This window comes from Escherichia sp. HH26CH (assembly GCF_009820205.1).
Lineage (GTDB): Bacteria > Pseudomonadota > Gammaproteobacteria > Enterobacterales > Enterobacteriaceae > Escherichia > Escherichia coli_F.
In genome coordinates this window covers 72417-94363 of sequence record NZ_VNXM01000059.1, presented here as the reverse complement: position 1 = coordinate 94363, position 21947 = coordinate 72417, and the positions used below count along the sequence as shown (strand labels likewise).

The window sequence follows — 21947 nt, the reverse complement described above, 5'->3', positions numbered from 1 at the left end:
AGGGCAAAGAGTGGTGTGCTCTTTGCCCTTAGTTACGTTTCCGCTATCAGTTCAGAAGCTGAAGCAGGAAGCGGATCAGTTCCAGCAGCGCAATTAACGCCCCAAGAACGATGATTGCTTTATCAATCACCCGTTTTCTCCATGCGATGGAGTGAGAATGCATCCGCTTACTCATCCACTGCCTGTCACGGCGCATGTCCCATTGTTAGATGACGACTATCTCACTCCGGCCAGAGCATCAGTTAACGGCACCACCCGTACCACTGATCATGTCTTTGAAAGCGTTTATGCGCATTACCAGAGTGAAAATGCCTCAGAGCTAACTGGATAATTATACAGTACTTGCGGGTTATAAAACCAGCATGTCCTTGCAATGGTTTCAGTATGGTATTAGCATTGATGTGTTAGATGATGGCTATCTCACTCCAGCCAGAGCCACCAACTCTGGGCTGAAGAGTAAAAAAACCGACGCGAAGTCGGTTTTTTTACGTCCGGATTCGGACAAGGCTTAGTACGGCGATAATCCGGTGAAAGTATATAAATCCTCTTTCACTGCCATGTATACCGAAGTGCTCCCTCCGCCAGCTGAAGAAATCGCTAACGCTTGCAATGTTAGCCACTGGCTAATAGTATTGAACCGTTAGATGTGGGCATTCTCACTCCGGCCAGAGCCACCAACTCAGGGCTGGAAAGTAAAAAACCGACGCAAAGTCGGTTTTTTTACGTCCTGATTCAGACCTCCTTTCAAATGAATACCCAACTCAAAATTCACACCTATTACTTACTTTTGCACTTACGCATTCGTTAAAACATATATGTTTTTGACTTATCCGCTTCGAAGAGAGACACTAAGTGCAACAATCAGGAGCGCAATATGTCATTTCTGTTACCCATCCAACTCTTCAAAATTCTTGCCGATGAAACCCGTCTGGGCATCGTTTTACTGCTCAGCGAACTGGGTGAGTTATGCGTCTGCGATCTCTGCACTGCCCTCGATCAGTCGCAGCCCAAGATCTCCCGCCATCTGGCATTACTGCGTGAAAGTGGGCTATTGCTGGACCGCAAGCAAGGAAAGTGGGTTCATTACCGTTTATCGCCGCATATTCCAGCATGGGCGGCGAAAATTATTGAGCAGGCCTGGCGATGCGAACAGGAAAAGATTCAGGTGATTGTCCGTAACCTCGCCAGACAAAATTGTTCCGCAGACAGTAAGAATATTTGTAGTTAAAAAATTTATCTAAACACATATGAATATTCGAATGTGTTTTATCCAGGAGGCATGATGTTACTGGCGGGCGCTATCTTTGTCCTGACCATCGTATTGGTTATCTGGCAGCCGAAAGGTTTAGGCATCGGCTGGAGTGCGACACTGGGCGCCGTACTGGCGTTAGTTACTGGCGTGGTCCATCCGGGCGATATTCCGGTGGTGTGGAATATCGTCTGGAACGCGACGGCGGCGTTTATAGCCGTCATTATCATCAGCTTGCTGCTGGATGAGTCCGGCTTTTTTGAATGGGCGGCGCTGCACGTCTCACGCTGGGGCAATGGGCGCGGTCGCTTGCTGTTTACCTGGATTGTCCTGCTCGGTGCTACCGTTGCGGCCCTGTTTGCCAATGATGGCGCGGCGCTTATTTTGACGCCGATTGTCATCGCCATGCTGCTGGCTTTAGGGTTCAGCAAAGGCACTACGCTGGCGTTTGTTATGGCGGCCGGATTCATTGCCGATACCGCCAGCCTGCCGCTTATTGTCTCTAACCTGGTGAATATCGTTTCAGCAGATTTCTTTGGCCTTGGTTTTCGCGAATATGCCTCGGTGATGGTGCCGGTGGATATCGCTGCAATACTGGCTACCCTGGTGATGTTGCATCTCTATTTCCGCAAAGATATTCCGCAGAACTACGACATGGCGCTGCTTAAATCTCCCGTAGAAGCGGTTAAAGATCCTGCCACCTTCAAAACTGGCTGGGTTGTTTTACTGCTTCTGCTGGTGGGATTTTTCGTCCTGGAACCGCTCGGCATTCCGGTAAGCGCCATTGCGGCAGTAGGCGCGCTGATATTATTTGCCGTCGCTAAACGCGGTCATGCGATTAATACGGGTAAAGTGCTGCGCGGTGCCCCCTGGCAGATTGTCATCTTCTCGCTCGGCATGTATCTGGTGGTTTACGGCCTGCGCAATGCCGGACTAACGGAATATCTTTCTGGCGTACTCAACGTGCTGGCGGATCACGGCCTGTGGGCGGCGACGCTCGGCACCGGATTCCTCACCGCCTTCCTCTCTTCTATTATGAACAATATGCCGACGGTACTGGTTGGCGCGTTGTCCATTGATGGCAGCACGGCATCTGGTGTCATCAAAGAAGCGATGGTTTATGCCAACGTGATTGGCTGCGATTTGGGGCCGAAAATTACACCGATTGGTAGCCTGGCAACGCTGCTCTTGCTGCACGTACTTTCGCAGAAGAATATGACTATCAGCTGGGGATATTACTTCCGTACAGGGATTATCATGACCCTGCCGGTGCTGTTTGTGACGCTTACCGCGCTGGCGCTTCGTCTCTCTTTCACATCGTAATGAGATACTGATATGAGCAACATTACTATTTATCACAACCCGGCCTGCGGCACGTCGCGTAATACGCTGGAGATGATCCGCAACAGCGGTACAGAACCGACCATTATCTATTATCTGGAAACACCGCCAACGCGCGATGAGCTGGTCAAACTCATTGCCGATATGGGGATTTCCGTACGCGCGCTGTTGCGTAAAAACGTCGAGCCGTATGAGGAACTGGGCCTTGCAGAAGATAAATTTACTGACGATCGGTTAATCGACTTTATGCTTCAGCACCCGATTCTGATTAATCGCCCGATTGTGGTGACGCCGCTAGGAACTCGCCTGTGCCGCCCTTCAGAAGTGGTGCTGGAAATTCTGCCAGATGCGCAACAAGGCGCGTTCACCAAGGAAGATGGCGAAAAAGTGGTTGATGAAGCGGGTAAACGCCTGAAATAACTATAGGGGGATATGCCCCCTTATTTGTTCTTCGTGGCTCCTTCGCCATCTGTTTTGCTGTTTACGCAGCACTCCTCACATAAAAATTCAATTATCGCTTCCAGCATTGCGTATTGCGAAACACACATCAGCGTCCGACTCTCACGGTTTTGTTTGACCAACCCTACCGATACCAGTGCTGAAATATGGTGACTGAGTGTAGAGCCGGGTATCCCAAGCTGCTTTTGCAACTCACCGACCGGCAACCCTTGTTCCCCCGCTTTGACCAGATGCTTAAATATGAACAAACGGGTCGGATGACCTAACTCTTTCAGTGCCTTAGCGACCTCTTCCAATTGCATGTGTCACCCCCTCTGTCTGGTTGATATTTCGATAATACCAGAAATATCTTGATCTGAACTTCATTTCGATTATTCTGGAAATATAGTTTTATTCAATGAGGTTACTTATGAGTAGTTGGCTTGCGATGCTGCAAGATGCCGCAGAGATGTTTGTGTTTCTCGCCGTCGAGCTTTCTTTGCTGTTTATGGTGATTAGTGCCGGTGTCAGCCTGATAAGACAAAAGGTGCCAGACCATAAAATCCAGCAGATGATGGGGGCCAGAAAAGGGAGAGGCTATCTCCTGGCTGCTCTGTTGGGAGCCGTTACCCCGTTCTGTAGTTGCTCGACAATACCCATGCTACGTGGATTGTTGTCAGCGAAAGCCGGGTTTGGTCCGACTCTCACTTTTTTATTTGTTTCACCGTTACTTAATCCCATTATCGTCGGGTTAATGTGGGTGACCTTTGGTTGGAAAGTTACCTTGTTGTACGCGATTATCGCCGCCGGCGTCTCCGTACTTGCCAGTATTATCCTGGATTCTCTGAGATTTGAACGTCATATCATTGCCAGTAAAAGCTCATCAGCAAATTGTTGCTCTCCAGCCAAAACTTCGCCGGGGACGACATATACGCCAATAAAAGTGAGTTGCTGTAGTCCAGCGGCTAAAGCCATTGAGAAACCGGTAGTAAACTGTTGCAGTACCAAAGCTGTGGTAAGTATTAATCCCATAAAACTAGCCACCAAAGATGCGTTGCAACAGTTTAAAGATGTACTGCCATATCTTTTGTTAGGGGTATTAATAGGCTCTTTTATTTATGGCTTTATTCCCTCAGCGTGGATTGCCGCTCATGCAGGGGCAGATAATCCCTTCGCCATCCCATTGAGCGCCGTTGTCGGAATCCCGCTGTATATCCGGGCAGAGGCGGTTATCCCTCTGGCATCTGTTCTGATGACAAAAGGAATGGGTCTGGGAGCATTAATGGCATTAATCATCGGCAGTGCCGGCGCAAGTCTGACGGAAGTGATATTACTTAAATCAATGTTCAGAATACCGATGATAGTTGCATTCCTGACGGTTATCTTAGGTATGGCTATCTTGATGGGCTATTTGACTCAAATGCTATTTTAAATAGATGCCAGCAGTAAACTATAAGGAGCATTGTGAGTGCCTTATCCTTCTGAGTAGAAAATCATAGATAGGATAATCCTTAAAAATCACAAATAACTTAACTAATGCTTTGAGAATGATGACGGATCCGTCAGTAAGTCATCAATCGACAATCACCACGCAATCATGCTTCTCTGACATTTTATCGGAGAAGCAATGCCTCTTTGTCTCAGTGCTATCCCCCCTTTTAAAGGGCAGATTTCAGTCGCCAATACAACACATTTTTAAATACACTTTAACCTGGTTCATTATTACACATCTAAAACATCACAAAAATATCACTTCACACACTATCGGAGAACATCATAACTTTTTAAAATGAGCGCTTTTTGATAGTTGTTAATGTTTTCCTTTACGATACTATCACTGCCCTTTTTTTATACACAAATATTACCGGGTAGAAATGAAAGGGAAGTTAAAGGTAATTATATCAGGAAGATATGACGCATTGTGTTTATTTCCGCGTAGAAGAAAATCCATTCCTGTTCTAATTCTCCGATTTGCAAAAATTTAGCGAAATAGATGAACAATAAGGAATGTTATGTCAATTGACTTTACCCCAGGTATGATAAATACATATCACGGCGATATTTATAACCGCACAACAGATACCGACAATATTAAAACACCAAACACACCGATGTGGCCTTGTGATAATCAGGAAGAACAGCAACCCATTAATTTTTCATTGTCTGAAGAAGGATATAACGCTGAACAATTTGATTTAGCGCAACAACAACTCCAACAAATTAATGCGTGCCACACGAACACCACATATACAAATGCAGACTACTCAAAAGTTGTGGCTCAACTTGTAAAACTTATTAATAACATTGAAACGATAAGTTCGACACCACTTACGCAACAGACACAATCAATACTTAATCAGATTAATAACATTAGATACGAAAAGAACAAAAGTGCTGAATGTCGAATCATTGTTGTCGCTAATCCTAAACCCGACAAGGCAATCATAACTAAAATTAGCGTAGAAGAGGGAATACCCATAACATTCAGTGTCCAAACCATGTTTTCAGATACTAATTTTATTGCTGAACAACGAGCTGACTTACCAACTAATATAAAAGATATTCAAAGCCTGTATCAAAAAATGACGAAGTTATATATTGAGCACAGTGAAAATAAAAACAGAATGAAAGTCTTTGCCGGAACCAACTTTATTGATTTCAATATGACAGGACAGAACCTGTCCGGGTTCGTTCTAACCTTGTCAAGGTTTTATTTCGAAGATCTACTTAATATAAATTTCACTGACGCAAATTTATGTGACACTATTTTTTCACATAAGGAACACCCTACCCATAAATTATATAAAGATGAACAATATCTTGACAAACAAATTGAAGGTTTATTTTCAACATTATTAACCATTAATGACAACTTTTTACGAGCAAAAGCTGAAGTTGCTTCGACGATAATTAAGTTTTTAGAGGCCAGGATAACCAATCTTTCATACAACGACATATTAAAATATCAGCAAGAATTCCAAAAACAATGTTATAAGCAAGTTAAAGCCTTTACGACACTCTCCCGATACAATAAAATTCAAACATGGGCACAAATGTCTGAATATCAATTCGAAATATTTCAACACGATACGTTTCATCCTAAAAAAATGTCATACGCACCTTATTTAAAGAGATCGCTACCTGATGAAAAAACTATAAATTATGGGGTGGAAATAGAAATATCAACTGGCAAAAGAATTCGCTTATCAAATCATTACCAGAATATAATCCCATAATATTGAACATTAGCGCTTTATAAGCATTGAATAAAAATAGATTTTATGTACCTTTAAAAAAAGGCTATTTTATGGGGCGATGGATACTCATGTCACGCCCCAAAATTAACAGAATTAAACTAAACAGAATGGATATAAACATCAGACAGGTTTACGTTACTATCAGGCATATCGCCTCAGAATCAGATGAAAACTATAAAGAAATATCTATTATGGTTTTAATATTTGTTGATAAGGATAGTAACATGAACATGACAAAAGGTGCACTCATCCTCAGCCTTTCATTTTTGCTTGCCGCATGTAGTTCAATTCCGCAAAATATCAAAGGCAATAACCAACCTGATATTCAAAAAAGTTTTGTTGCTGTTCATAACCAGCCGGGGTTATATGTTGGTCAACAAGCGCGCTTTGGCGGGAAGGTTATCAACGTTATCAATGGCAAAACGGATACGTTGTTAGAAATCGCTGTATTACCGTTGGATAGCTATGCGAAGCCTGATATTGAAGCCAACTATCAGGGCCGACTGCTCGCCAGACAAAGCGGCTTCCTTGATCCAGTGAACTATCGTAATCACTTTGTTACCATCCTCGGTACCATTCAGGGTGAACAACCTGGCTTTATCAATAAAGTCCCGTATAACTTCCTGGAAGTGAATATGCAGGGCATCCAGGTGTGGCATTTGAGAGAAGTGGTTAATACCACCTATAACCTGTGGGATTACGGCTATGGTGCATTCTGGCCGGAACCGGGCTGGGGCGCGCCTTACTACACCAATGCGGTGAGTCAAGTAACACCTGAGCTGGTCAAATAACACCACCGAGAGATGCAGATGCTTTCTCAGCATCTGCATCATGCATTGCATCAAATTAATACACAGCCAGCTAACTATTATTATAAGCCCTGTCCTGTTAATTACCTTTGGCAAACTGATTATAAAGTTAATGTCCGCACCAGGAGTCGGTTATGTTTCTTATAATTACCAGGGATACGATGTTCTTCACTGCGATGAAAAACATTCTGAGCAAAGGTAATGTCGTTCATATACAGAACGAAGAAGAGATCGACGTAATGTTGCATCAGCATGCCTTCGTCATTATTGATACATTAATGAATAATGTATTTCATTCTAATTTGCTCACTCAGATTGAACGATTAAAACCTGTCCATGTGATTATTTTCTCTCCCTTTAATATTAAACGCTGCCTGGGGAAAGTACCGGTGACCTTTGTTCCGCGAACTATCACCATCATCGACTTTGTCGCACTCATCAATGGCAGTTACTGCTCTGTGCCTGAAGCGGATGTGTCCCTTTCGCGCAAGCAGCATCAGGTTCTAAGCTGTATTGCGAATCAAATGACAACGGAAGATATTCTGGAGAAACTGAAAATATCGCTAAAAACGTTCTACTGCCATAAACACAATATCATGATGATCCTCAATCTTAAGCGGATCAATGAGTTGGTACGCCATCAGCATATTGATTATCTGGTGTGAATTTCCAGTAGGGTGGCGAGTGTGATTTCGCTACCACACAGATTAGCTAATTGAAACGCCTTTCACCCCTGCCATACCTTTTAATAATCGCAACAGATCTTCTATCGACGTCGTGGCATGAAGCTGGATATCAATGGCGACCACTTCATGATCTTCATTTTCCTGCAACGAAACTAAATCCGTTTTTATTTTTTGCTGCTTAAACCAGTCGAGCATTGATACCGTATTACCGTTCACTAATGTCAGCTGTAAATGGTAATTTTTATTCATCAGGCGGAAGGTTAATTGATGGAAGACTTCCAGCACCAGCAAGGTCATTACTGAACCATAAATGCCCAGCTCATACATACCGCTGCCAATCACCATACCAATAGCCGCAGTCACCCAGATATCGGCTGCCGTCGTCAGACCCACAATATTTTGGTTACGAACGAGAATGTTACCTGCACCGATAAACCCGACGCCCGTCACCACCTGAGCAGCAATACGGCTGGGGTCCAGTCCGACGTGATCTAAAGACAGCACGTCAGCAAAACCATATTTCGAAACAATCATAAACAGGGCGCTTCCCATGCCAATTAATACATGTGTGCGTAACCCTGCTCCTTTGCCGCGCATTTGCCTTTCCATGCCAATAGCGCCACAGGCAATTGCTGCGAGTATAAGACGTATAATAAATTCTGCTGTCATATAAAAATGCAAAAAGGAGCAGCAAGATGGCTCAACTTGCTACTCCTTTTTACTTGTGCCCCATTAATTCGGCAAGTCATTAGATGCTTGATTTTTGAAAGTATACAAATTTTTCTGCGGATTTTTTTTGCAGTATTCGATCACTTTAGGAATTTGAGTAAGATCGGTTTCATTTAAAGTAACAGTATCACCACCTTTATAAACTGTTTCTTCATGCAGCATCCACCACGCAACCGGTGTCATTGCTTTTGGATTCAGATCAATAAATTCCTGGCAAGTCATATCTTTAGCGGATTCATTGGCTGCCAGCGCAGATTGTGCGTTCACCAGTGACAAAGCCGCTACAGCGCCCATAAAAATAAACGCTTTACGGAGAGTTGAAATATTCATTTTGTAACCCATTCAATATAGAGATTAAATATGAACAGAAGGAATAGCTGCTTTTGAAGAAGGTATTCCTACCTGTTCAATATGCAAGGAAGTACGATGTAACGTATTCCCGGAATTACATATCTTTCTTAACTTTGTCCCATTCGCTTTTAACTTTATCTTTAAAGTTGGCTTGTTTATCCTGAGTACAAGCCTGAACGATCGCTGGGGTTACGGTTGCAATACCCTGAACATCTAAAACCGCATCTTCTGGTTTATCTTTATTGTTCAGTGCTTCAGCAAAACCAACTGCAGTTGGCTGGAAGGATTCGTCCACAGCCAGAAAATCTTCACAGGTCCAGGTGTTGACCGGTTTTTTGTTATCAGCTGCTTTTTGTGCATCCGCTGCATTGCTCACCACTGGCAGAAGAAGCAGACCACCAAGAATAACGCCTAATACTTTTTTCATCGTAATATCCTCAACTATAAAGTGAAAGAGCCGTCACGAATTAATTTCGACACTGAGGTTATAACCTGGTTTTCTGTATATGTCATGTTGATGGAAAATATCAAAATCAGATATTTTTATTTCAATACAATGAGTTACAGATGCATCAGATACTGTAATTAGGAAATTTTTATTAAATCGACTGCATTCTTAGACGCGTTTTTGGCATAGATTGATAGCAGGGGATTTTCTTCTTAATTTTATAGGGTGGTTATATGTTATATATAGATAAGGCAACAATTTTGAAGTTTGATCTGGAGATGCTTAAAAAGCACCGTAGAGCAATCCAGTTTATTGCCGTGCTGCTGTTTATCGTCGGGTTGCTGTGTATCAGTTTCCCGTTCGTCTCTGGCGACATTTTAAGCACAGTAGTGGGTGCATTATTAATCTGCTCAGGTATTGCGCTTATTGTCGGGTTATTCAGCAACCGCAGTCATAATTTCTGGCCTGTATTATCCGGTTTCCTCGTCGCAATCGCCTATTTATTGATCGGCTATTTCTTCATCCGCGCACCGGAGCTGGGCATTTTTGCCATTGCGGCATTTATTGCCGGTTTGTTCTGTGTGGCAGGAGTTATTCGTCTGATGAGTTGGTATCGTCAGCGTTCAATGAAAGGCAGTTGGCTACAGCTCGTTATTGGTGTGCTGGATATCGTCATTGCCTGGATATTCCTTGGCGCAACGCCGATGGTTTCTGTAACGCTGGTTTCCACACTGGTGGGTATTGAACTGATATTTAGCGCCGCTAGCCTGTTCAGCTTCGCCAGTTTGTTTGTTAAAAAGCAATAATTATCCCTATTGCCACCTGGATCATAGTCACTTGATGTGACTATGATCCAATTAATACTCTCTCCGCTACACAGCATTTTAGATCAATTGCGCGCTATCATTGAAATAATTACCTGCTGATGAGTATTTCAACCTACTGAATTTTATCTGATTTTTTTCATTGCATGGCAAATTAGCCATTTCAAACATTATCATGGCTGATATTTTCCGTAGTCAGGTTTAATGTTTTAAAAGTGCTGTGGGAAAGTGAACAAAGAGTTCCGTAAACGTTGATGCTATGGGCGGTTAAATAAGTAATCCGGGTTCATTTTTTTGCAACTGGCGTTGATTACATTGCATAAATATCCGTGTCTCCAGACGCTATATAAAAACCTGAAGACATGAATGAGTTATTTACTCAGGTAATTTCAATGCGTTAAAAGAAAGCTGGCAATCCAATTGCCAGCTTAAGTCGAAACAAGGAGACTCGATATTTAAATCGGATTACATTTTAACTTTAGTAATATTCTTCAGAGATCACAAACTGGTTATTGATAACTTATTCTTGGGCAGTAATCCGCAAACGTTAATTTTTTGTTTGCAGTTTACAATCTGATAACAACCAGGAATTTTACTTAGGATCAATATATGGAGTGCGTGATGGATAAATCTGAAGTATTGATTAGTGTTAATAGACGTATTAGTTCACGAAGGGCAAGGTTCTTATAGGCGTTTACTATATTGAACAACGATTCGGACAGGGATGTAAATAATGAAAAGGATGACATGTTCGAAACGATAACGGCTAAGGAGCAAGTTATGATTTTTCTCATGACGAAAGATTCTTTTCTTTTACAGGGCTTTTGGCAGTTGAAAGATAATCACGAAATGATAAAAATCAATTCCCTGTTAGAGATCAAAAAAGTAGGTAATAAACCCTTCAAGGTTATCATTGATACCTATCACAACCATATCCTTGATGAAGAAGCGATTAAATTTCTGGAGAAATTAGACGCCGAGAGAATTATTGTTTTGGCACCTTATCACATCAGTAAACTAAAAGCTAAAGCGCCTATTTATTTTGTCAGCCGCAAAGAAAGTATCAAAAATCTTCTTGAGATTACTTATGGTAAACACTTGCCCCATAAGAATTCACAATTATGTTTTTCACATAATCAGTTCAAAATTATGCAGCTGATTCTGAAAAACAAAAACGAAAGCAATATCACGTCAACGCTCAATATTTCGCAACAAACATTAAAGATTCAGAAATTCAACATTATGTACAAGCTGAAACTAAGACGTATGAGCGACATCGTCACCCTGGGTATCACATCTTATTTTTAGTCAGGACATAATTAACTGAAAATGATGGCAGGCATGAAGAGGGATGCAGATGCTGATTTCATTATCCCCGGTGATGACTAAAGGAGAGGCGAAAACGACTTTATTCCCCTGGTATGTGTATCCACCAGTAGAACCCTTCGTTGCCCGAATGCTGGCAGGAACTGTTGGCAGAACGGCAACATTTTTTTTGTCGTTGACCTCACCATGTCGATCACTGTGCTTGCATCCCATCTTACTGGCTGACAACCCCACTATGCCGCTGGTCTGTAAATCCCTCATACCTCTCCTCGCGCGCAATTTAAAGAACCGTTATATCTCAAGAATTTTCAGGGACTAAAATGAACAGAAGAAGAAAACTGTTAATACCGTTGTTATTCTGCGGCGCGATGCTCACCGCCTGCGATGACAAATCGACGGAAAACGCCGCCGCCATGACGCCTGAGGTCGGTGTCGTCACACTCTCCCCCGGTTCGGTCAATGTGTTGAGCGAATTGCCCGGTAGAACCGTTCCTTATGAAGTTGCCGAGATACGCCCCCAGGTGGGCGGTATTATCATTAAACGCAACTTTATCGAAGGCGATAAAGTGAACCAGGGCGATTCGCTGTATCAGATTGATCCTGCGCCTTTACAGGCCGATCTAAACTCCGCCAAAGGCTCGTTGGCGAAAGCACTCTCAACCGCCAGCAATGCCCGCATCACCTTCAACCGCCAGGCATCATTGCTGAAGACCAACTACGTTAGCCGTCAGGATTACGACACCGCGCGCACCCAGCTGAATGAAGCAGAAGCCAATGTCACCGTCGCCAAAGCGGCTGTTGAACAGGCGACTATCAACCTGCAATACGCAAATGTCACCTCGCCGATTACGGGCGTCAGCGGGAAATCGTCGGTGACCGTCGGCGCACTCGTTACCGCTAATCAGGCAGATTCGCTGGTTACCGTACAACGTCTGGACCCGATTTATGTCGATCTCACGCAGTCGGTGCAGGATTTTTTGCGCATGAAAGAAGAGGTCGCCAGTGGACAAATCAAACAGGTTCAGGGCAGTACGCCAGTACAGCTCAATCTGGAAAATGGTAAACGTTACGGCCAGACCGGCACGCTGAAATTCTCCGACCCGACGGTGGATGAAACCACGGGCTCCGTGACGTTACGGGCGATTTTCCCCAACCCAAATGGTGACTTGCTGCCTGGCATGTATGTCACGGCATTAGTGGATGAAGGTAGCCGCCAGAATGTATTACTGGTGCCGCAGGAAGGCGTCACCCACAACGCCCAGGGTAAAGCAACGGTGCTCATTCTGGATAAAGACAATGTCGTGCAGCTACGCGAAATTGAAGCCAGCAAAGCCATCGGCGACCAGTGGGTTGTCACTTCTGGTTTGCAGGCTGGCGATCGGGTGATCGTTTCCGGTTTGCAACGTATTCATCCGGGTATCAAAGCACGTGCAATTTCCTCCAGCCAGGAAAACGCCAGCACCGAATCGAAACAATAACGTTGCAGGCTTAAGGGGACTTTCATGGCTAACTATTTTATTGATCGCCCGGTTTTTGCCTGGGTACTTGCCATTATTATGATGCTTGCAGGTGGTCTGGCGATCATGAACTTACCGGTTGCGCAATATCCGCAGATTGCGCCACCAACCATTACCGTCAGCGCAACCTATCCGGGTGCCGATGCGCAAACGGTAGAAGACTCGGTCACTCAGGTGATTGAGCAAAATATGAATGGGCTTGATGGCCTGATGTACATGTCTTCAACCAGCGATGCGGCGGGTAATGCCTCTATTACTCTGACCTTTGAGACGGGGACATCGCCTGATATCGCGCAGGTTCAGGTGCAAAATAAACTGCAACTCGCTATGCCTTCATTACCTGAAGCGGTGCAGCAGCAGGGTATTAGCGTCGATAAGTCGAGCAGTAATATCCTGATGGTAGCGGCGTTCATTTCTGATAACGGCAGTCTCAACCAGTACGATATCGCGGACTATGTAGCGTCTAATATCAAAGACCCGCTAAGCCGTACCGCGGGCGTTGGTAGCGTACAACTCTTTGGTTCCGAGTACGCCATGCGTATCTGGCTGGACCCGCAAAAACTCAATAAATATAACCTGGTACCTTCCGATGTTATTTCCCAGATTAAGGTGCAAAACAACCAGATTTCCGGTGGTCAACTGGGTGGCATGCCACAGGCGGCAGACCAGCAACTGAACGCCTCGATCATTGTGCAGACGCGTCTGCAAACGCCGGAAGAATTTGGCAAAATCCTGTTGAAAGTTCAGCAAGATGGTTCGCAAGTACTGCTGCGTGATGTCGCCCGCGTCGAACTTGGGGCGGAAGATTATTCCACCGTGGCGCGCTATAACGGCAAACCTGCTGCCGGGATCGCCATCAAACTGGCTACCGGAGCAAACGCCCTGGATACCTCGCGAGCGGTGAAAGAGGAGCTGAACCGTTTATCGGCTTATTTCCCCACAAGCCTGAAGACGGTTTATCCTTACGACACGACGCCGTTTATCGAAATTTCTATTCAGGAAGTTTTCAAAACACTGGTTGAGGCTATCATCCTCGTCTTCCTGGTCATGTATCTGTTTTTGCAGAATTTCCGTGCCACAATCATCCCGACGATTGCCGTACCGGTGGTTATTCTCGGGACGTTTGCGATCTTGTCGGCGGTCGGTTTCACCATCAACACGTTAACTATGTTCGGGATGGTGCTGGCGATAGGGTTACTGGTGGATGACGCCATCGTGGTGGTGGAGAACGTCGAGCGTGTCATTGCGGAGGATAAACTGCCGCCGAAGGAAGCAACGCATAAATCCATGGGGCAAATCCAACGCGCTCTGGTCGGGATTGCCGTTGTGCTTTCCGCGGTGTTTATGCCAATGGCCTTTATGAGCGGCGCGACCGGGGAAATTTATCGTCAGTTCTCCATCACGCTGATCTCCTCGATGCTGCTTTCAGTATTTGTCGCAATGAGCCTGACCCCTGCCCTGTGCGCCACCATTCTGAAAGCCGCGCCGGAAGGCGGTCACAAACCTAACGCCCTGTTCGCACGCTTCAACACGCTGTTTGAAAAATCGACTCATCACTATACCGATAGCACCCGCTCGCTGTTGCGTTGTACCGGTCGCTACATGGTGGTCTACCTGCTGATTTGCGCCGGGATGGCGGTGCTGTTCCTGCGTACGCCGACCTCTTTCTTACCAGAAGAGGATCAGGGGGTATTTATGACCACCGCGCAGTTACCTTCCGGTGCAACCATGGTTAACACCACGAAAGTGCTGCAACAGGTGACTGATTATTATCTGACAAAAGAGAAAGATAATGTTCAGTCGGTGTTTACCGTTGGCGGCTTTGGCTTCAGTGGCCAGGGGCAAAACAACGGTCTGGCGTTTATCAGCCTCAAGCCGTGGTCTGAACGTGTCGGCGAGGAAAACTCAGTTACCGCGATCATTCAGCGGGCAATGATTGCGCTAAGTAGTATCAATAAAGCCGTCGTCTTCCCGTTCAACTTACCCGCGGTGGCTGAACTGGGTACCGCGTCAGGTTTTGATATGGAACTGCTGGACAACGGTAACCTGGGGCACGAAAAACTGACCCAGGCGCGAAACGAGCTGTTATCACTGGCTGCGCAATCGCCGAACCAGGTTACCGGGGTACGCCCGAACGGCCTGGAAGATACGCCAATGTTCAAAGTTAACGTCAATGCCGCGAAAGCCGAGGCAATGGGCGTGGCGCTGTCCGATATCAACCAGACAATTTCCACCGCCTTCGGCAGCAGCTACGTGAACGACTTCCTCAACCAGGGACGGGTGAAAAAAGTGTATGTCCAGGCAGGCACGCCGTTCCGTATGTTGCCGGATAACATCAACCAGTGGTATGTACGCAACGCCTCTGGCACGATGGCACCGCTTTCTGCCTATTCGTCTACCGAATGGACCTATGGTTCGCCGCGACTGGAACGCTACAACGGTATCCCGTCAATGGAGATTTTAGGAGAAGCGGCGGCCGGGAAAAGTACCGGTGACGCCATGAAATTTATGGCAGACCTGGTCGCTAAACTTCCGGCAGGCGTCGGCTACTCATGGACCGGACTGTCTTATCAGGAAGCGTTATCCTCAAACCAGGCTCCCGCGCTGTATGCCATTTCACTGGTCGTGGTGTTCCTCGCCCTTGCCGCACTTTATGAGAGCTGGTCAATTCCGTTCTCGGTGATGTTGGTTGTACCGTTAGGCGTCGTTGGCGCATTACTGGCCACCGATCTGCGCGGCTTAAGTAATGACGTCTACTTCCAGGTTGGTTTGCTGACTACCATCGGGCTTTCCGCCAAGAACGCCATCCTGATCGTCGAATTTGCCGTTGAGATGATGCAGAAAGAAGGGAAAACGCCGATAGAGGCGATCATCGAAGCGGCGCGAATGCGTTTACGCCCAATCCTGATGACCTCTCTGGCCTTTATTCTCGGCGTGCTGCCGCTGGTAATCAGTCATGGTGCCGGTTCCGGCGCGCAAAACGCGGTAGGTACCGGCGTGATGGGCGGGATGTTTGCCGCAACAGTGCTGGCCATTTACTTCGTTCCAGTCTTTTTCGTTGTAGTGGAACATCTCTTTGCCCGCTTTAAAAAAGCGTAACGTGTAAATGAGAGTAAGGTTGAACGTGAGGGTTCTGCCTTACTCTTTCCTGCTAACCATTCGCCACTCAACAACCAGCTGACCGTCAGGAATACCAGGCTTAGTACACAGCACTGAAAGTAGAAGCCACTCCAGCCATTCGTCATCAATTTGAACAGCACAATACTGACCCACATTCCCGTAATCGTATGAATTGTCAGCTTAATAATCCCAAACATGCCGAGTCTTTTCCTCCTGAAAATACCTATACCGCCTGGCATACTGCGAAAGAGAACTAGCCGGTAGCCCGGCAGAAATCATCAGGAAAGAGTTTCACATGAAGCAGGTGCGAGATCCTGACCAATATTCAAATACGAAATAGGTCAGGAAAAGGTACCCGGCGAATGTTGCGCAAACTGATGTGGCGTTACACCATAATATTGTCGAAATGTGTTTATAAAGTATGACGTACTGCTATACCCACATTTTTCAGCAATAGTATGCAAAGGAATTTGACGTAACTCGAGTAATCGTCTGGCCATCGACATCCTGGAAGCGAGTAATATTTTACTGAAACAGGTATTTTCGTCCTGCAACTTTTTTTTGATTAGACTCTCGCTGGTATACATTCTTTCCGCGATATCGCGCAGATACCAACGTTTAGCGATATCAAAGCTAATAAGGCGTTCAACTTTTCCTGAAACAGTGCTGATACTATTGAAAAGTAAGGGGATTAGTTCTTTCTTATGAGAAAACATAGATAAACAGGAAAGGTAGAGCATATTGCTCAGTATCGGCGAATTTACTCCGGATTCATTGAAACTATCAAAAATCGCCGTCACCAGAGGCATGGGCGGGGACTGGTTAATTAACAAACGGTCTTTGCTATGTAACCCTAAATTGCGCGGTAACTGACGAATATTTTGTAAGTAATGGCAAACTGTCAGCTCATCGATATCCAGTCGTCGTGTATCCGGTGAACAAAACGCAAAATCGTCTGCCAAATTTTTATCCAGCAGTAGAATACTTTCGTTGTGCAACGATATTTTTTGCTGTTCATGATGAATATCCAATGAACGACGAACGAGGATCACCGAGCAGACATGAGTCATGACTATCCCTTATATTTCATTACTGCGATTATTTCAATTTCAGTATACTAATGAAATGATGCCAGACCGCTTCTTCGTGCATAAACTGCCATATTTGGTAGGACCAAAAGTTATCCAAAAAGTAGTTTGACATAACAGTTAATTGATAATAAGAAAATGCAAGAAGAATATATTTTCACACAGCGCATAGCTTATGTTTATAAAAAAATGGCTGATCTTATCTCCAGTAAAAGTTATATTTAACTTACTGAGAGCACAAAGTTTCCCGTGCCAACAGGGAGTGTTATAACGGTTTATTAGTCTGGAGACGGCAGACTATCCTCTTCCCGGTCCCCTATGCCGGGTTTTTTTTATGTCTGGGTAAAAACTATAATCTTATTTCTTCCGCAGAATAGTTAGTACCGTAAAAATTCCCTTGCGCAACAATACTTGCCACCGAGTCACGGTTCGGCAATCCCTGCGCCGATCGCTCCTGATACTCTGTGGGCGTCATCCCATAATAATTTCGAAAAACGTAAATGAAATACGACACGCTGTGATAACCACAGGACACTGCGACTCTTTTAATTGAAAACCCATGTATAACAATAAGTTGTAAAGCACGTTGCATTCTACACTCAGTAAGCAACTGTGAATATGACGTACCTTCTTCGCGCAATTTTTTCTTTAACAGGCTTGAACTCATCAACAGCTCGCTGGCGATTTGGGCTAATGTCCACTCATGGGCGATATTATTATTGATGACCGTACAAACTCGTGTTCGCATGTTCGGTTGCAAAACGTTCAGAAGCAGCGGTATAAACTGCTCGTCCTCCAGGAAAACAGATAACAACGCAAAGATTAATGCTCTTTTACGGAGCATTTCTGCATAGCGCAGATTCTTATTCTGCGATAGTTGCGCAACCTCCTGAAAAACAGGAATATCTCTGGTACAGTGATGAACGAGTAACGAAGGAACTTTTTTATGTGCATGAAGATTTAATGCCTCCTCCTTGAGCATCGGGAGAAATAATGAAAGCGTGTCCCTTGAAACTAATACAAAATTCTCGACACACTTATCCACTTGAATTTGACTTGCATCCGCAAAAACCAGTTCACCGCCATTAAAATAGCGATATTCACCATTAACCATGGTGAGAATATATTTATGTCTTGCGTACGCAATTAGACAATTACCATGTAGTGATTGCATAGTCGGCTTAATATTACATAAACATATTACTGTTTATTAATGTAGCACGCCGCCCTCTTAAGTCAAATTGATTGATAAATAAATTTAAACGAAGCGGGAAAACAGGATGATGATGTGTGATGATAGTCGGGCTGGATAACTGGATTTATAATACAAAAAAAGGCGTTAAAAACGTAGAGGAATTATTAGTAAGCAAATAATCCCTTATTGTGATATTAAACGGTCCTGCCACCCTTAATAACATTCATATAACATATATCTTATCAACACGATGAATAAACAGCCAATATATTATTGCATGAATAAGTAACCGAATGCCCCACCTGTTTTTGAAGGTCGGGGCATTCGGTTTTTACAACATTATGTTATTAGGTGTGTTTAAAGCTGTTCTGCTGGGCTATACCCTGCAGTTTCGGGTGATCGCTGAGGTATTTCAGGGAGGCTTTGTAGTCTTCCAGTAACAGTTCAGCAAAGTCCATTTCGAAGCCACGACGACACATAATGCGCATCACCACGATGTCGGTGGCTTCACCGCCGAGGGTGAAGGCCGGAACCTGCCAGCCGCGCAGACGCAGGCGTTCAGAGAGGTCATACAGGGTGTATCCCGGATCTTCACCATCTTTCAGTTTGAAGCAAACCGCCGGGATGCCTTCATCCGGGCGACCGGTACAGATGAACTCATACGGCCCCAGTTTGGCGATTTCATCTGCCAGATAGGCCGCGACCTGGTAGGAGGCGTTCTGTACTTTGGTATAGCCTTCACGACCGAGGCGCAGAAACTCATAGTATTGTGCAATCACCTGACCCGCCGGACGGGAGAAGTTGATGGCGAAAGTGCCAATCTGACCACCGAGGTAGTCAACGTTGAATACCAGTTCCTGCGGAAGCGCTTCTTCGTCACGCCAGATAACCCAGCCGCAGCCCAGCGGAGCCAGACCGAATTTGTGGCCTGAAGCACTGATCGATTTCACACGAGGCAGGCGGAAGTCCCAGACGATATCCGGGGCGACGAACGGTGCCAGGAAGCCACCGCTGGCGGCGTCGATGTGCATGTCGATGTCGATACCGGTGTCGGCCTGGAATTTATCCAGTGCATCGTGCAGCGGTTGCGGGAATTCATAGTTACCGGTGTAGGTCACGCCGAAAGTCGGCACCACGCCGATGGTGTTTTCGTCGCAGGCTTCAATCATGCGTTTCGGATCCATAAACAACTGACCGGGGCGCATAGGGATTTCACGCAGTTCCACATCCCAGTAACGGGCGAATTTATGCCAGCAGATTTGTACCGGGCCGCACACCAGATTAGGTTTATCCGTTGGCTTGCCTGCGGCTTCCATACGCTTGCGCCAACGCCATTTCATCGCCATCCCGCCGAGCATACAGGCCTCGGAAGAGCCAATGGTGTTGGTGCCAACGGCCTGACCGTTTTTTGGCGCAGGCGCATGCCACAGGTCAGCAACCATGTTTACGCAACGCAGGTCGATAGCTGCAGATTGCGGATATTCTTCTTTGTCGATCCAGTTTTTGTTGATCGACAAATCCATCAATTTATGGACGTTTTCGTCGTCCCAGGTCTGGCAGAAAGTGGCCAGGTTCTGACGAGCGTTGCCATCAAGATATAATTCATCATTGATAATCTGGAATGCGACATCATCGCGCATTTCGTGCAGCGGAAATCGTTTTGACTCCGCGATAGTAGAAATGGCCTTTGCGCCAAAACGTGAATCGAGTAGTTCTGAGCGGAAATCCGTTAACAGCTTCTGGTCCATTTCGAACTCCTTAAATTTATATGAAGGCAATAAAAAAGTAGGATTTATCCGCAATGGAAGCAAGGCATTACAGGCTTAATTTAAATAACAAAATCCTAAGCAGAAAAAGGACTTTTTATAATATAAACATTTAACATGATAATATTAAAAACAGACTTTATTGTCGTAATAAAAATCGCCCAAACATTCCTATTCGGGCGATCAAATTAATTATTGTTTATCCTGCATATACGGCGTATATACCCCGTTCAGACTGTGCAGGAAAGCTACGATATCATCCACATCCTCCTGCGGCAGCTCTTTGCCTACCTGATAGCGCAGCATCAGTTTTACCGCCCCGTCCAGCGTCGGCACGTCACCGCGATGGAAGTACGGTGCCGTTAAAGCAACGTTACGTAAACCGGGTACTTTCTGACGCAATTTATCACGCTCTTCTTTAGTAACATTCATACGACCAATATCCGCCGCCGTAATTTCCCCAAAGTTAAAGTCTTTTTTCAGCCCCAACGGCTCGAAAGAACGTCCGCCGAGAATAATACCACCATGACAAGTTGCACATTTATTATCTTTAAATAATTGATAGCCTTTTTTCTGTTGCACCGTCAGCGCATTCTCATCTCCACGCAACCATTTATCAAATGGGGAATCCGGCGTAATTAATGTTTTCTCAAATTCAGCAATAGCATCAGTAATATTTTCGCCACTGAAACCTTGCGGATAGACTTCGAGGAACTGCGCTTTAAGCTGCGGATCTTTTTCCAGCTTAGCAATAATTTCGTCCCAGGATTTCGACGCCATTTCAATCGGGTTCAACGGCGGTCCACCCGCCTGATCCTGCAATGTTGCCGCACGACCATCCCAGAACTGCTCAACGTTAAATACTGAGTTAAAGACCGTTGGTGCGTTAATCGGCCCAACGGCACCACCAACACCAATCGACGTTTTTCTACCATCAACGCCACCCGCATTTAACGCATGGCAATGTGCACATGAAATGGTGCTATCAGCCGATAAACGGGGATCATGATACAGCGCAAAACCCAACGCCACTTTTTGCGCATCGGTAGGTAGTTTTTGCGGAATAGGCTGCACCGGTTCATTGCGATGCTCCGGAGCAGTATCATTACTGGCGTAATATTCCGCGCGCTGTTTTGCAATCCAGGCAAGTATTTCCGCCCGCTCTTCATCACTCACCTTACCCGCCCAGTGTAGCGCGGTATAACGCGTTGGTGGCATAGTTTCATACTGCATCACCCATTCAATCTTATTCAGATCGCTTTGCGAAACGGGTTTATCTGCCAACAGAGCCGCACGCACGGCCTCGAGGTTAAAAGATTTATATCCAAGCTTAATGTCGTAATCCATCAACTGTTTCGCGCCAGGAATATAATAATAGGCGGGTAATTCTGCCGAAGGCGTATGACAATAGTCGCATCCTTTTTCGCGAAGAAAACCTAAAACCTGATTATTTTCACTGACAGCAGATGCCTGAACATCGGCCTGTTTACTGCGTTTATTATCGTGGTACCACACATAACCAGATAACCCTAAATAGCAAATCGCGACGCCAGCCAGGCCGATCGCGGTAATACGTGAGACCATTTTCATTATTCTTCCCTCACGGTGGTGAGTTATTGTGACCCAGAAAATTTTCCAGAATGCTGCAAACGTCTCTGCGAGACAAAGCCATCATAAAAAACAGGGAAATACGCTTTTTGATAGGAATCAATCAATTACATGAATATAAACTATCAATAAGATAGTCTGTGCCTATTATACAGAGCAGGAATGGCATATCATGATTGCGGCGAGAGCAGGATT

21 protein-coding genes and 1 pseudogene are annotated in these 21947 nt (G+C 45.2%); 12 read left to right on the top strand and 10 right to left on the bottom strand.

From position 1 onward, the window contains the following. Window positions 1-46: 46 nt before the first annotated feature. Complete coding sequence (dinQ, locus tag FQ015_RS19085) at window positions 47-130, bottom strand: damage-inducible type I toxin DinQ (RefSeq protein WP_001295215.1); 84 nt, start codon at window positions 128-130, stop codon at window positions 47-49. Between the two features lie 27 nt (window positions 131-157). Between dinQ and FQ015_RS19080 the strand changes: the two genes are divergently transcribed. The 4 genes from FQ015_RS19080 (at window position 158) to arsC (ending at window position 3010) form a co-directional block, all read left to right on the top strand. Further along, window positions 158-331, top strand: a complete 174-nt coding sequence (locus FQ015_RS19080; protein WP_160524380.1) for a hypothetical protein — start codon at window positions 158-160, stop codon at window positions 329-331. A gap of 543 nt (window positions 332-874) precedes the next feature. Continuing rightward, window positions 875-1228: an As(III)-sensing metalloregulatory transcriptional repressor ArsR gene (gene arsR, locus FQ015_RS19075; RefSeq protein WP_160524379.1), complete on the top strand. Its 354-nt coding sequence runs from the start codon at window positions 875-877 to the stop codon at window positions 1226-1228. A 54-nt stretch (window positions 1229-1282) separates the two neighbouring features. Next, on the top strand, window positions 1283-2572 hold the full coding sequence (gene arsB / locus FQ015_RS19070) for an arsenite/antimonite:H(+) antiporter ArsB (RefSeq protein WP_160524385.1): 1290 nt from the start codon (window positions 1283-1285) through the stop codon (window positions 2570-2572). 12 nt (window positions 2573-2584) lie between these two features. Next, the gene (gene arsC, locus FQ015_RS19065) at window positions 2585-3010 is read left to right on the top strand and encodes a glutaredoxin-dependent arsenate reductase (RefSeq protein WP_000065787.1); all 426 of its coding nucleotides are present in this window, start codon (window positions 2585-2587) and stop codon (window positions 3008-3010) included. A gap of 20 nt (window positions 3011-3030) precedes the next feature. Here arsC and FQ015_RS19060 read toward each other — a convergent pair whose 3' ends face one another. Next, entirely contained in the window at window positions 3031-3351 is a 321-nt protein-coding gene (locus FQ015_RS19060; protein ID WP_001175588.1) for an ArsR/SmtB family transcription factor, read from the bottom strand. A 107-nt stretch (window positions 3352-3458) separates the two neighbouring features. Between FQ015_RS19060 and FQ015_RS19055 the strand changes: the two genes are divergently transcribed. The 4 genes and pseudogenes from FQ015_RS19055 to FQ015_RS19040 all read left to right on the top strand — a co-directional run bounded on the left by FQ015_RS19055 (window position 3459) and on the right by FQ015_RS19040 (window position 7759). Next, window positions 3459-4460 carry a permease gene (locus FQ015_RS19055; protein WP_032304001.1) on the top strand — a complete coding sequence of 334 codons (1002 nt, stop codon included), beginning with the start codon at window positions 3459-3461 and terminating at the stop codon, window positions 4458-4460. A gap of 580 nt (window positions 4461-5040) precedes the next feature. After that, window positions 5041-6157, top strand: a pseudogene (locus FQ015_RS19050) (hypothetical protein). A gap of 352 nt (window positions 6158-6509) precedes the next feature. Beyond that, window positions 6510-7076 carry an outer membrane lipoprotein Slp gene (gene slp, locus FQ015_RS19045; RefSeq protein WP_001057453.1) on the top strand — a complete coding sequence of 189 codons (567 nt, stop codon included), beginning with the start codon at window positions 6510-6512 and terminating at the stop codon, window positions 7074-7076. 152 nt (window positions 7077-7228) lie between these two features. Beyond that, on the top strand, window positions 7229-7759 hold the full coding sequence (locus FQ015_RS19040) for a helix-turn-helix transcriptional regulator (RefSeq protein ID WP_000478615.1): 531 nt from the start codon (window positions 7229-7231) through the stop codon (window positions 7757-7759). A 42-nt stretch (window positions 7760-7801) separates the two neighbouring features. On the opposite strand, the gene FQ015_RS19035 is transcribed toward FQ015_RS19040, so the two are convergent. From FQ015_RS19035 to hdeA, 3 genes are all read right to left on the bottom strand, one after another. Beyond that, on the bottom strand, window positions 7802-8449 hold the full coding sequence (locus tag FQ015_RS19035) for an MgtC/SapB family protein (RefSeq protein ID WP_001296814.1): 648 nt from the start codon (window positions 8447-8449) through the stop codon (window positions 7802-7804). A 63-nt stretch (window positions 8450-8512) separates the two neighbouring features. After that, complete coding sequence (gene hdeB, locus FQ015_RS19030) at window positions 8513-8839, bottom strand: acid-activated periplasmic chaperone HdeB (RefSeq protein ID WP_077782377.1); 327 nt, start codon at window positions 8837-8839, stop codon at window positions 8513-8515. 115 nt (window positions 8840-8954) lie between these two features. Then, window positions 8955-9287 (bottom strand): acid-activated periplasmic chaperone HdeA, encoded by a 333-nt coding sequence (hdeA, locus tag FQ015_RS19025; RefSeq protein ID WP_000756553.1) that lies wholly within the window; start codon window positions 9285-9287, stop codon window positions 8955-8957. Between the two features lie 254 nt (window positions 9288-9541). Here hdeA and hdeD point away from each other — a divergent pair, with 254 nt between their 5' ends. After that, window positions 9542-10114: an acid-resistance protein HdeD gene (gene hdeD, locus FQ015_RS19020; protein WP_000965667.1), complete on the top strand. Its 573-nt coding sequence runs from the start codon at window positions 9542-9544 to the stop codon at window positions 10112-10114. A gap of 798 nt (window positions 10115-10912) precedes the next feature. Continuing rightward, window positions 10913-11440 carry an acid resistance transcriptional activator GadE gene (gene gadE / locus FQ015_RS19015; protein WP_105278572.1) on the top strand — a complete coding sequence of 176 codons (528 nt, stop codon included), beginning with the start codon at window positions 10913-10915 and terminating at the stop codon, window positions 11438-11440. On the opposite strand, the gene FQ015_RS19010 is transcribed toward gadE, so the two are convergent. Continuing rightward, complete coding sequence (locus FQ015_RS19010; RefSeq protein WP_001205315.1) at window positions 11441-11719, bottom strand: hypothetical protein; 279 nt, start codon at window positions 11717-11719, stop codon at window positions 11441-11443. It abuts the gene before it with no gap. A gap of 107 nt (window positions 11720-11826) precedes the next feature. Here FQ015_RS19010 and mdtE point away from each other — a divergent pair, with 107 nt between their 5' ends. Beyond that, window positions 11827-12936, top strand: coding sequence for a multidrug transporter subunit MdtE (gene mdtE, locus FQ015_RS19005; protein WP_337191372.1), 1110 nt, complete (start codon window positions 11827-11829; stop codon window positions 12934-12936). 24 nt (window positions 12937-12960) lie between these two features. Then, the gene (gene mdtF, locus FQ015_RS19000) at window positions 12961-16074 is read left to right on the top strand and encodes a multidrug efflux pump RND permease MdtF (RefSeq protein ID WP_105267439.1); all 3114 of its coding nucleotides are present in this window, start codon (window positions 12961-12963) and stop codon (window positions 16072-16074) included. A 362-nt stretch (window positions 16075-16436) separates the two neighbouring features. Here mdtF and gadW read toward each other — a convergent pair whose 3' ends face one another. The 4 genes from gadW to ccp all read right to left on the bottom strand — a co-directional run bounded on the left by gadW (window position 16437) and on the right by ccp (window position 21734). Continuing rightward, window positions 16437-17165 (bottom strand): acid resistance transcriptional activator GadW, encoded by a 729-nt coding sequence (gene gadW / locus FQ015_RS18995; RefSeq protein WP_000150009.1) that lies wholly within the window; start codon window positions 17163-17165, stop codon window positions 16437-16439. A 367-nt stretch (window positions 17166-17532) separates the two neighbouring features. Beyond that, window positions 17533-18357, bottom strand: a complete 825-nt coding sequence (gadX, locus tag FQ015_RS18990; protein WP_160524377.1) for an acid resistance transcriptional activator GadX — start codon at window positions 18355-18357, stop codon at window positions 17533-17535. A 368-nt stretch (window positions 18358-18725) separates the two neighbouring features. Then, window positions 18726-20126, bottom strand: a complete 1401-nt coding sequence (locus FQ015_RS18985) for a glutamate decarboxylase (RefSeq protein ID WP_000372240.1) — start codon at window positions 20124-20126, stop codon at window positions 18726-18728. Between the two features lie 210 nt (window positions 20127-20336). Then, a complete protein-coding gene (gene ccp / locus FQ015_RS18980; protein ID WP_032303993.1) occupies window positions 20337-21734 on the bottom strand; it encodes a cytochrome c peroxidase in 1398 nt (465 codons plus the stop codon). Window positions 21735-21947: the final 213 nt, after the last annotated feature.